The sequence below is a fragment of the Streptomyces sp. NPDC059142 genome (assembly GCF_042755665.1).
Classification (GTDB): domain Bacteria; phylum Actinomycetota; class Actinomycetes; order Streptomycetales; family Streptomycetaceae; genus Streptomyces.
Genome location: NZ_JBHZDA010000086.1, coordinates 1 through 11,426 on the forward strand (window position 1 = coordinate 1; position 11,426 = coordinate 11,426).

The following is an 11,426-nucleotide window of genomic DNA, read 5'->3' on the forward strand; positions in this document are numbered from 1 at the left end:
GCGGGGCCTCCTGAGCGGGGGCGGCCGGGGCCGGAGCCGCCGGAGCCGGTGCCGGGGCGGCGGCCGGAGCCGGAGCGGCCGGGGCGGCGGGAGCGGCCGGAGCCGCGCCCGGGGCGCCGATGACGGCCAGCTTCGCGCCGACCTCGGCGGTCTCGTCCTCGCCGACCACGATCTCCAGCAGCACACCGGCGACCGGGGCGGGGATCTCGGTGTCGACCTTGTCGGTGGAGACCTCCAGCAGCGGCTCGTCCTCCGCGACCTCCTCGCCGACCTCCTTCAGCCAGCGGGTGACGGTGCCCTCGGTGACCGACTCGCCCAGCGCGGGCAGCGTGACATCGGTACCGGAGGCGCCACCGGCCGGGGCGGCGGCGGGAGCGGCCTCGGCCGCCGGGGCCGGAGCGGCCGGAGCCTCGGCCGCCGGAGCCGGGGCGGGCGCGGCGGCGGGGGCCTGCTCGGCCACGGGGGCCGGAGCGGCCTCCGTCGGCTGGGCCGCCTCGTGGCCGCCCGTACCGTCGTCGATGACGGCCAGCTCGGCGCCGACCTCGACGGTCTCGTCCTCGGCGACCTTGATGGACGCCAGCACACCGGCGACGGGCGCCGGGATCTCGGTGTCGACCTTGTCGGTCGACACCTCCAGCAGCGGCTCGTCGGCCTCGACGCGCTCGCCCTCGGCCTTCAGCCAGCGGGTGACAGTGCCCTCGGTGACGCTCTCGCCGAGCGCCGGCAGGGTTACGGAAACCGACATGGTTTCAGTTGCTCCTAACGGTGGTGTCTCCCCAGCTCGCGCGGAGCGCCGAGCGAGGGGAAGTACGGAAGTGGTCGTCGAGCCCGGACTGATCCATCAGTCGTGGGAGTGCAGCGGCTTGCCGGCCAGGGCCAGGTGGGCCTCGCCGAGCGCCTCGCTCTGGGTCGGGTGCGCGTGGATGAGCTGCGCGACCTCGGCCGGCAGAGCCTCCCAGTTGTAGATGAGCTGAGCCTCGCCGACCTGCTCGCCCATACGGTCACCGACCATGTGGACACCGACCACGGCACCGTCCTTGACCTGGACGAGCTTGATCTCGCCGGAGGTCTTGAGGATCTTGCTCCGCCCGTTGCCCGCGAGGTTGTACTTGAGGGCGACGACCTTGTCCGCGCCGTAGATCTCCTTGGCCTTCGCCTCGGTGATGCCGACGGAGGCGACCTCGGGGTGGCAGTACGTGACCCGCGGCACACCGTCGTAGTCGATCGGGACGGTCTTCAGACCCGCCAGCCGCTCGGCGACGAGGATGCCCTCGGCGAAGCCCACGTGCGCGAGCTGGAGGGTCGGGACGAGGTCACCGACGGCCGAGATCGTCTCGACGTTCGTGCGCATGTACTCGTCGACGACGACGTAGCCGCGGTCGATCGCGACACCCTGCTCCTCGTAGCCGAGCCCCTGCGAGACCGGGCCGCGGCCGATCGCGACCAGCAGCACCTCCGCCTCGAAGGTCTTGCCGTCGGCGAGCGTGACGCGGACGCCCGTCTCCGTGTACTCGGCCTTCTCGAAGAACGTACCGAGGTTGAACTTGATCCCGCGCTTGCGGAACGCGCGCTCCAGCAGCTTCGAGCTGTTCTCGTCCTCGACCGGGACCAGGTGCTTCAGACCCTCGACGACGGTGACGTCCGTGCCGAAGGACTTCCACGCGGAGGCGAACTCGACGCCGATGACGCCGCCGCCCAGGATGATCGCGGACTGCGGGACGCGGTTCAGCGTCAGCGCGTGGTCCGAGGAGATGATCCGGTCGCCGTCGATCTCCAGGCCCGGGAGCGACTTCGGTACGGAACCGGTCGCGAGGAGCACATGGCGGCCCTGGACCCGCGAGCCGTTCACATCGACGGACGTGGGGGAGGAGAGCCGGCCCTCGCCCTCGATGAAGGTCACCTTGCGGGAGGCGACCAGACCCTGGAGCCCCTTGTACAGGCCCGAGATCACGTCGTCCTTGTACTTGTGGACCCCCGCGATGTCGACACCCTCGAAGGTGGCCTTGACACCGAACTGCTCGCTCTCGCGCGCCTGGTCGGCGATCTCGCCGGCGTGCAGCAGGGCCTTCGTGGGGATGCAGCCGTTGTGCAGGCAGGTGCCGCCCAGCTTGTTCTTCTCGATCAGTGCGACGTCCAGACCAAGCTGCGCTCCGCGCAGCGCCGCGGCGTAACCGCCGCTACCGCCGCCGAGGATCACTAGGTCGAAAACGGTGCTGGCGTCGTTCGCCACGTCACGTCCTCCATGCATGTGCGCCGGGCGCGGTCTCACGATGACCGGGCGGCGGCTGGTCTTCGGCCGCTATGTCGTCGGCCCTGTGGTGGGGGCCCTGTCCTGCCGATTACCCATCTTTGCACGGTGCGCCGCCCGACGGGGTCGGGGGTCACGGTGCGAGCGGCACTCCCCGCCCGCACCACGACCCCCGACGTCACCACCTGCTCCGGGTCAGCCCAGGTCGCCCGAGGCGGTGCGTTCCGCCAGCCGCACCAGGGTGCGGACCGAGGAGCCCGTGCCGCCCTTGGGGGTGTAGCCGTACGGGGCGCCCTCGTGGAACGCGGGACCCGCGATGTCCAGGTGGGCCCAGGTGATGCCCTCGCCGACGAACTCCTTCAGGAAGAGGCCCGCGACCAGCCCGCCGCCCATCCGCTCGCCCATGTTCGCCATGTCGGCGGTGGGGGAGTCCATGCCCTTGCGCAGGTCGGAGGGGAGCGGCATCGGCCAGGACGCCTCGCCCGCCTCCTCGGCGATCTCGTGCAGCGACGTACGGAACGCGTCGTCGTTGGCCATGATCCCGAAGGTGCGGTTGCCCAACGCCAGCACCATCGCGCCGGTCAGGGTCGCCACGTCGACGATCGCGTCCGGGTTCTCCTCCGAGGCGCGGGTCAGCGCGTCCGCCAGCACGAGCCGGCCCTCGGCGTCGGTGTTGAGGACCTCGACGGTCTTGCCGCTGTACATGCGCAGCACGTCACCGGGGCGGATCGCCGACCCCGACGGCATGTTCTCGGCCAGCGCCAGCCAGCCGGTGACGTTGACCGGCAGGCCCAGCCGCGCGGCGGTGACGACCGAGGCGAACACGGCGGCGGCGCCGCTCATGTCGCACTTCATCGTCTCGTTGTGCCCGGCCGGCTTGAGCGAGATGCCGCCCGAGTCGTACGTGATGCCCTTGCCGACCAGCGCGAGCGTCTTCTCCGCGTCGGGGTGCGTGTACGCGAGCTTCACCAGGCGCGGCGGGTTCACCGAGCCCTGGCCGACGCCGAGGATGCCGCCGTAGCCGCCCTTGGCGAGGGCCTTCTCGTCGAGGACCTGGACCTTGATGCCGTGCTCCTTGCCCGCGGCGGTGGCCACGGCGGCGAAGGACGCGGGCGTCAGGTCGTTCGGCGGGGTGTTGACCAGGTCACGGGCGCGGTTGACCTCCTCGGCCAGCGCGACGGCCCGCTCGGCCGCCGCCTTGTGGGCCTTGTCACGCGGCTTCGCGCCGACCAGCACGACCTCGCCGAGCGGCTGCTTGGGCCCGTCGCCCTTCTTCGCGTTCTTCGCGCCGCCCTGGTAGGCGGTGAAGGCGTACGCGCCGAGCAGCGCGCCCTCGGCGATCGCCTCGATGTCCAGGACCGCCTCGACGGGCAGCGCGAACGCGGCCTTCTTGACGCCGGAGAGGGCGCGCGCCGCGGTACCGGCGGCCCGGCGCAGCGTCTCGGTGCCGTACGTCTCGTCCTTCTCCGGTACGGTGCCGAGGCCGACCGCGAGGACGACCGGGGCCTTCAGACCGCCCTGCGAGGGCAGCTTGGTCACCTCGCTCTCGCCGCCGGAGGCACCGAGGGTCTCCAGAACGGCGGCGAGCTTTCCGTCGAACGCCTTGTCCACGTCCTCGGCGCCCGGAGCCGCCACCGGCCCCTTGGGGCCCTTCGCGACGCCGACGACGATCGCGTCGACGCGCAGGGTCGCCGCGCCGGCGGGCTTAAGAGTGAGAGCAGTCACGGTGGTGAAATCTCGCTTCCGTTGAGTTCCTGACGGCCGGGGGTTGCGCCGGCCGTCCCCGCCGCGTCGCCCGTACGGCCGCGCGCGGCGTGGACGAGCCTACGCTCAGTGATGGGCGGCCCTCACAGCGGCGGCGGTTCACTCGTCTGTGGGGGTGTTCCCGACGTTTTGGCACGCCCCTCGTCATGACGCGTCACGGCGCTCCGCCACCATGGCCCCGGCGGGAGGTCAGCTCAGCGTCAGCGCGACGAGCACGGTCGTCGCGGCGGTCTCCGCGAGCGCGCCGAACACATCGCCGGTGACCCCGCCGAACCGTCGTACGCAGTGCGCCAGCAGCAGCGCCGCCGCGCCGAGCCCGGCCACCACCGCCAGCGCGTGGTGCACGGCGCCCGTCACCCCGAAGAGCCCGCCTGCCGCCGCGCCCGCGCCGGTGACCAGCGCCGCCGCGCACCAGGCGGCCCGCGGTGGCACCGTGCCCGCCACCGCGGCGCCCAGCCCCTCGGGCCGGGCCGGGGGCACGCCCGCGCGGCAGCCGAGGGTGAGCGCGAGCCGGGCGGTGAGCCCGGCCAGCACCACCGCCACCGCGCCCCGCGCCGGACTCTCCCCGTACAGCTCCGCGACCGCCGCGACCTGCGCGAACAGCGTCAGCAGCAGGGTGATCACACCGAACGGGCCGATGTCCGACCGCTTCATGATCCGCAGCGCGTCCTCGGCGGGCCTGGCGCTGCCCAGACCGTCCGCCGTGTCCGCGAGACCGTCGAGGTGCAGCCCCCGGGTGAGGACGGCGGGCACGGCGACCGCCGCCACCCCGGCCAGCAGCGGAGAGGCGCCCGCGAGCAGCGCCGACGCCCCGGCCACCGCCGCGCAGCCGCCCACGGCGAGCCCGGCGGCCGGGGCGCCGAGCATGCCGGCGCGGGCGGCCGTACGGTCCCAGCGCGCCACGCGGACGGGGAACACGGTGAGGGTGCCGAACGCGAAGCGCAGGCCGTCGGCGAGCGAGGCGCGGTCGTTCGTGGAGGTCATCGCGGGAAGGGTAGCCGGGCACCGGCGGCGTCCCGGGCGCGGGGCGGCCCGAGCGGAGGGCGGTACCCGGGCGGCCGGAGAGGACGTCCCCCCGGGCGGCCAAAGGTGTCGTAAGCCATTAAATTACGCGTACGCGGCTATCCGGGAGCAGGTGGCATGGGGCACTGGTTCCAGCAGAACATCACCGAGCCGGGCAAGCTCCCCACCCTGCTCGCCCTCGCCTCCTTCGTCCTCACCTTCCTGCTGACGCGTACGGTCACCCGGCTCATCCGGGCCGGGAAGGGCCCGTTCCGGAACATCGCGCCCGGCGGTGTCCACATCCACCATGTGGTGCCCGGGGTGATCCTCACCGTGATCGGCGGTTTCGGCGCCGTCGGCAGCGGACGCCACGGCGTGACCGCCTGCGTCTGCGCGGTGATCTTCGGCCTCGGCGCGGGGCTCGTCCTCGACGAGTTCGCGCTGATCCTCCACCTCCACGACGTCTACTGGAGCGAACAGGGCCGGCAGAGCGTGGAGGCGGTCGTCCTGGCCGCCGCGCTCGCCCTGCTCGTCCTCAGCGGGTTCTCGCCGCTCGACGTCAACGCGCTCACCCCCGACCAGCAGCAGAGCCGCGGCTCGGCGGTCCTCACCATCCTGGTCAACTTCGTCTTCGTCCTCGTCACCCTCTTCAAGGGCAAGCTCCGGATGACCCTCATCGGCACGCTGGTGCCCTTCGTCGCGCTCATCGGCGCGATCCGGCTGGCCAGACCGGGATCTCCGTACGCCCGCCGCTTCTACCGCCGCCGCCCCAGGGCGCGGGCCAGGGCGGAGCTGCGCGCCTACCGCCGCGACCGGCGCTGGGCGGGCCCGCGCCGCCGTCTCCAGGACTGGATCGGCGGCACCCCGGACCGGCCGGAGGGGAGCTAGCGCCTGTCCGCGAAGTCCCGCCCGGCCCCGGTCGGCCCCGCCCGGCCCCGGCCGGTCACTCCGGAGGGCTCGCCGGCCCGCGGAACCGGGGCCGCCGTCCGCCGCGCCGCCGCCACTCCAGGACGCCGATCAGCGCCAGTACCGCCGCCGACGCGGCCAGATGCTCCCGGCCCGCCAGATTGTCCTTGACCAGGCACTCCCCGACCAGCGCCAGCAGCAGCACCGCCGCCGTCCACCGGGCCCGGTAGCGCCAGCACAGGAACAGCGCGAGCCCCACCACCGCCGCGGACGGGCCCGTGTCCACGATCTCCGCGTCCGACGCGGGCAGCCCCGGGAAGACCCGCGGCCCGAGCGCGATGCCGATCCGCGCGTACAGCGTCCCGGCCAGCGTCGCCACGTACGCGATCACCAGCGTCCGCCACCGGCCCAGACAGATCTCCGCGACCCCGAAGACCAGCAGGATCTGCGCCAGCGCCCCCCACACCGGCAGATCGAGCGCCGGCACGAAGAGCGACAGCGGTGTACGGAGCAGGGCCACCCCGAGCGGATCCTCGGCCCGTACCGCGCCGAGGTCCATCACCGGCCGGTACCCCCACGGCTGGTTCTGCACGAGCTGGAGCAGCGCCGTCAGCCCCACCGCCGCCAGCGTCATCGGGACCGCCCGCGCCCGCCGCTTGGACAGCGTGATCCGCACCGTCGTCAGCAGCGGCACCCACTCCCGCCGGGCGAACCGGCGGCACCGCGTACGGAGCGCCGCCCCCCTCGCCCCACCTGTCACCGGCGGCTCTCCAGCCGTCGGCGATGCAGCCACCCCGGCAGCCCCGGCGCCTCCAGGAACCCTTCGGCGCGGCCCGCGGCGAGCCCGATGCGCAGCAGGTCCGCGCTCTTCTCGAAGAGCAGGAAACGCGGCTCCCAGATCGGCCGGTACTTGGCGTTGGCCCGGTACAGCGACTCGATCTGCCACCACCGGGAGAAGAAGCTGAGCAGCGAACGCCACAGCCGCAGCACGGGCCCCGCGCCCAGCTTCGCGCCCCGCTCGAAGACGGACCGGAACATCGCGAAGTTCAGCGAGACCTGCGCGATCCCGATCTCCCCGGACCGCTGGAGGAGTTCGATCACCATGAACTCCATCAGACCGTTCTCGCCGTCCCGGTCACGGCGCATCAGATCGAGCGAGAGACCGTTCGGCCCCCACGGCACGAAGCTCAGCACCGCCCGCAACGCGCCGTCCCCGTCCAGGCATTCGAGCATCACGCACCGCCCGTCGCCCGGATCGCCCAGCCGCCCCAGCGCCATCGAGAAACCCCGCTCGGTGGCACCGTCACGCCAGTCGTCCGCACGCCGCAGCAGCTCGGCCATCTCCTCGGCGGGGATGTCCTCATGGCGCCGGATCCGTACGCGGTAACCGGCCCGCGCGACCCGGTTGTACGCCTGCCGCACCGTCCGCATCGCCCGCCCCTCCAGCGCGGCCGGCTTCCCCGCGGGACGCCCCCCGACCGCCCAGTCGGCGGTCTCCACCAGCGCCTCGTCGCCCAGCTCCAGCGCGTCCAGGCCATGCCGGGCGTAGATCGTCCCGGCCTCCTCGCTCGCGCCCATCACCGCCGGGATCCAGCCGTGCTCCCGCGCCTGCGCCAGCCACGGTGTGATCGCCCCCGGCCATGCCTCCGGATCCCCGATCGGGTCCCCGGACGCCAGCGACACCCCGCCCACCACGCGGTACGCGACGGCGGCCTTCCCCGTCGGGGACCACATCACGCTCTTCTCGCGGCGCAGCGCGAAATACCCCAGCGAGTCCCGCTCGCCGTACCGGTCGAGCAGCACCCGCAGCCGGGCCTCGTCCTCCACCGTCAGCGGATCCACCGCGCGCCGCGCGCGGAACGCCGCGTACACCACCGCGAACAGCAGCAGCGTCGACAGGACGTTGATGACGACATCGACCCAGCCCGGCGTGGCGATCCCCGGGAACCGCGACGCGTCCGCCGCCAGCGACACCAGCCGCATCGTGCCGTACCGCCACCGCTCCGGGAACGACGAGCCGCCGTGCGCCGTGTTCGTGACGGTCACCAGCAGCGCCGCCAGCAGCGAGGCCGCCGTCAGCCCGCCCAGCGCCACCACCGCGGCCAGCCGCGGATTGGCCCGGTCGCCCTTGGCGTAGAACTCGCGGCGCCCCAGCAGCAGCGCCGCGACGAACGAGGCGGTCAGCCCCAGCGCGACCCAGTTCTGCGCGTGGTGCCGGATCTCCGCGAACGTCATCGCGAACGAGAACAGCAGCAGGAAGAGCCCCGAGAGGACCAGGTTGAGGATCCACGCCGCCCGCTTGCGGCGGCGCATCGTGATCGCCAGGAAGAGCGTGAAGACCCCGGAGGCGAACCCCGCCGTCAGCAGATACGGGGTGAAGTAGTCGTCGACGTTGTGCCGGCGCAGATCCTGGCCGAGCGAGACCCACACCGCGCTCAGGAAGTTGATGAAGGTGACCGTCCGCAGATACCAGACGGCGTACGCGGCGGCCCGCAGCGAACGGGCCGTGCCCCGGCCCGGGGTGTCCCGCGGACCCGGGGCGCCCGCCCGGGTCGATCGGTCGGCAAGCACGTGGACTTCTCCCATGAAACGCGATCATATGGGGCATCGCGCTCCATGCCGGGTGATGCGGCGGCCCGTCCCGGCCGCCGCATCCGATGCCCTACTCCGTCGTGGTCACCCCGTCGGACCCCGCGACGCCACCGGCGTCCCCGGACCCGTCCGCGGCCTCGGGATCCGGCCTCTCCGGCAGCTCCGCCGCGAGAGCGGCGGCCGCCTGGACAAGAGGAAGCGCGAGCAGCGCCCCGGAACCCTCCCCCACAGTGACGCCCTGATCGAGCAGCGGGTTGAGCGCCATCCTGTCCAGCGCCTTCGCCTGCGCCGGCTCCCCGCTCACCTGGCCCGCGAGCCACCAGTCAGGGGCGCGGAACGCCGCCCGCTGCCCCACGAGCGCGCACGCCGCCGACACCACCCCGTCCAGGATCACCGGCATCCTGCGCACCGCGCTCTGCAGCAGGAACCCCGTCATCGCCGCCAGATCCGCGCCGCCCACCGCCGCCAGCAGCTCCACCTGATCCCCGAGCACCGGCCGCGCCCGGCGCAGCGCGTCCCGCACCGCCGCGCACTTGCGCATCCACGCCAGATCGTCGATCCCCGCGCCGCCCCGCCCCGTCACCACGGAGGCGTCCGTGCCGCAGAGCGCCGCGATCAGCGTCGCCGCCGCCGTCGTACCGCCCACGCTGAGATCGCCGAGGACCACCAGATCCGTCCCCGAATCCGCCTCCTCGTCCGCGATCGCCATCCCGAGCCGGACGGCACGCTCCGCCTCGTCCGCCGTCAGCGCGTCCTCGACATCGATCCGCCCGCTGCCCCGCCGCACGCGATGACGGACGACCTCGTCGGGCAGCAGCGCCGGATCGCAGTCGAGACCGGCGTCCACGACCCGTACCGGCACCCCCGCCCGGCGGGCCAGCACCGCGACCGGGCTCGCCCCGTCCAGCACCGCCCGCACCAGCACATGCGCACCGCCCGCGGGCCGGCCCGACACGCCCAGACCGGCGACACCGTGATCCCCGGCGAACAGCACCACCCGCGGCCGCTCCACCGGCCGCACCGGCACGGACCCCTGCGCGGCCGACAGCCACTCACCCAACTCGTCGAGGCGCCCGAGCGCCCCCGGTGCCACGACCAGCCGCTCCCGCCGTTCCTCGGCGTCACGCCGGGTACCGCTGTCGGGGCGCTCGATCAGATCGGAGAAGTCATCGAGATTCAGCGAACTCATCCGGCGACAGTACATTTTGGGAGGCCCGGTCCGCCTCCGGGGCGCTCGCCGTACGCATCGGCGGCCTCCGGCCGCGGGCCCGGTCGACGGCCGTCGGCCGGCCGTCCTCCGTCATCTGAGCGTGAGCGCCTGTCCGGCGACCACCAGGAGCACCTGTTCGCACTCCTGTGCCACCGCCGCGTTCAGCCGGCCCAGTTCGTCGCGGAAGCGGCGTCCCGCGCGGGTGGCCGGGACCACGCCCGCGCCCACCTCGTTCGTCACCGCCACCACCGTGCGCCGCGTCTCCCTGACCGCCGCGACCAGATGGGCCGTCCGCTCGCGCAGCGCCTTCTCGCCGCCCGAGGACCACGCCGCGTCGTCCCACGCGTTCACCCGGTCCATGGCGTCCGTCAGCCAGAGCGACAGACAGTCGATCAGCAGCGGCGGGCCCTCGGCCGCCAGCAGCGGCACCAGGTCGCAGGTCTCCGCCGTGCGCCAGGAGCCGGGGCGGCGCTCGCGGTGGAGGCGGACGCGCTCCTCCCACTCGGTGTCGCCGCCCCGGGTGCCGCCCGTCGCCACGTACAGCACCCCGGGGAACGCCGTCAGCCTGCGCTCCGCCTCCCAGGACTTGCCCGAACGCGCCCCGCCCGTCACCAGCGTGCGCCGCGGCACCTCGGGTACGGGGTGGTACGCGCCCACCGTCAGCGTCGTCCCGTCGGGGACCGCCCGCGCGCCCGCCGCCGCCAGCCGCCGTACCAGCTCCGGGCCCGGCGGCACGTCATGGTCGAGATGGACGGCGACGACATCCGTGTCCGGGCCGATCGCACCGGCCGCGCGCAGCCGGGCCACCGCGTCGGGCCGGCCGACGACATCGGCGGCGACCATGTCGTACGGGGCGGGCGCGGCCTGCGTACGGCCGTTGCCCGAGGCCACCCCGGCCGGTGCGCCGCCCGGCGGGAGATGGAGCAGCCGCTCGCCGCCGGGGCCCGTCACCTCGTACCCCGTGCCCGGGGCGTCCATCGCCACCGCGCGTACCCGGTGGCCGCTGAGCATCGTCAGCACCCGGCCGTCCGCGACCCGCCCCGCCGACGGCAGCCCCGCGGGCAGCTCCACGGCCGGTCCGTCGTGCGGATGGGTGAGCAGGACCTGCCGTACCCCCGCCAGGGAGTGGCCCGCGCGCGCCGCGGCGAGCGCGGCCCCCGGGGTCAGGTCCAGCAGCAGCACCCCGTCCACCAGGAGGGCGGTCGCGGCGCGGGCCCACGGGCCGCGGGCGGTCGCGCAGGCGGCACAGGGGCAGTGGGGACGGGGGAGGCCGGTGGGGGCGCCGGTACCGAGCAGAGTCAGTTCCACAGGGATGATCCTGCCGCGTCGGCGCGTACGGTGCGCGCCCGGCTACGCTGCGGGCAGGTAGATCGATCAGTTCCGCGGGAGCCGGGAGGCGCACATGGCGTGGATGTGGCGGTTCGAGAAGGCCGACGGGACGGAGGTCCCGCCGGCGGTGGAGCCGGAGGAGTTCACGACACAGGGGGACGCCGAGTCATGGGTCGGTGAGGTCTGGAGGGAACTTCTGGACGGAGGCGCGGAGCAGGTGTCGCTGTTCGAGGACGGCAGCAAGATCTACGGCCCGATGAGTCTCCAGGCCGAGCCGAGCTGACCCGTACACCGGTGAGCCGGCGCGGGCGGGGCCCCCCCCCCCCGCCCCCAGGGGGGGCGCCCGCCCCGCCGACACCACCCGCACACCCGACC

The 11,426-nt window shown here is 74.0% G+C and carries 10 protein-coding genes; 2 read left to right on the top strand and 8 right to left on the bottom strand.

What is annotated here, in order from left to right:
- The 4 genes from ACFXPK_RS25535 to ACFXPK_RS25550 all read right to left on the bottom strand — a co-directional run.
- The coding region (locus tag ACFXPK_RS25535) for a biotin/lipoyl-containing protein (RefSeq protein WP_385078963.1) at positions 1 to 745 on the bottom strand (745 nt) is incomplete at its 3' end.
- Between the two features lie 96 nt (positions 746 to 841).
- Entirely contained in the window at positions 842 to 2,230 is a 1,389-nt protein-coding gene (lpdA, locus tag ACFXPK_RS25540) for a dihydrolipoyl dehydrogenase (protein ID WP_385007551.1), read from the bottom strand.
- 213 nt (positions 2,231 to 2,443) lie between these two features.
- Complete coding sequence (locus tag ACFXPK_RS25545) at positions 2,444 to 3,973, bottom strand: leucyl aminopeptidase (protein ID WP_385078967.1); 1,530 nt, start codon at positions 3,971 to 3,973, stop codon at positions 2,444 to 2,446.
- 228 nt (positions 3,974 to 4,201) lie between these two features.
- On the bottom strand, positions 4,202 to 4,996 hold the full coding sequence (locus ACFXPK_RS25550) for an adenosylcobinamide-GDP ribazoletransferase (protein WP_385078970.1): 795 nt from the start codon (positions 4,994 to 4,996) through the stop codon (positions 4,202 to 4,204).
- A 156-nt stretch (positions 4,997 to 5,152) separates the two neighbouring features.
- On the opposite strand from ACFXPK_RS25550, the gene ACFXPK_RS25555 reads away from it, so the two are divergent.
- Positions 5,153 to 5,902: a hypothetical protein gene (locus tag ACFXPK_RS25555; protein WP_385078973.1), complete on the top strand. Its 750-nt coding sequence runs from the start codon at positions 5,153 to 5,155 to the stop codon at positions 5,900 to 5,902.
- 55 nt (positions 5,903 to 5,957) lie between these two features.
- Here ACFXPK_RS25555 and ACFXPK_RS25560 read toward each other — a convergent pair whose 3' ends face one another.
- The 4 genes from ACFXPK_RS25560 to ACFXPK_RS25575 form a co-directional block, all read right to left on the bottom strand.
- Positions 5,958 to 6,680, bottom strand: coding sequence for a hypothetical protein (locus ACFXPK_RS25560; RefSeq protein WP_385007058.1), 723 nt, complete (start codon positions 6,678 to 6,680; stop codon positions 5,958 to 5,960).
- Positions 6,677 to 8,506 (bottom strand): phosphatidylglycerol lysyltransferase domain-containing protein, encoded by a 1,830-nt coding sequence (locus ACFXPK_RS25565; RefSeq protein WP_385007056.1) that lies wholly within the window; start codon positions 8,504 to 8,506, stop codon positions 6,677 to 6,679. Before ACFXPK_RS25565 ends, ACFXPK_RS25560 begins: the two co-directional genes overlap by 4 nt.
- Positions 8,507 to 8,582: 76 nt before the next feature.
- Complete coding sequence (cobT, locus tag ACFXPK_RS25570; RefSeq protein WP_385078977.1) at positions 8,583 to 9,701, bottom strand: nicotinate-nucleotide--dimethylbenzimidazole phosphoribosyltransferase; 1,119 nt, start codon at positions 9,699 to 9,701, stop codon at positions 8,583 to 8,585.
- A gap of 111 nt (positions 9,702 to 9,812) precedes the next feature.
- Positions 9,813 to 11,030: a bifunctional adenosylcobinamide kinase/adenosylcobinamide-phosphate guanylyltransferase gene (locus ACFXPK_RS25575; RefSeq protein ID WP_385078979.1), complete on the bottom strand. Its 1,218-nt coding sequence runs from the start codon at positions 11,028 to 11,030 to the stop codon at positions 9,813 to 9,815.
- 94 nt (positions 11,031 to 11,124) lie between these two features.
- Here ACFXPK_RS25575 and ACFXPK_RS25580 point away from each other — a divergent pair, with 94 nt between their 5' ends.
- Positions 11,125 to 11,334 (top strand): hypothetical protein, encoded by a 210-nt coding sequence (locus tag ACFXPK_RS25580; RefSeq protein WP_385003821.1) that lies wholly within the window; start codon positions 11,125 to 11,127, stop codon positions 11,332 to 11,334.
- Positions 11,335 to 11,426: the final 92 nt, after the last annotated feature.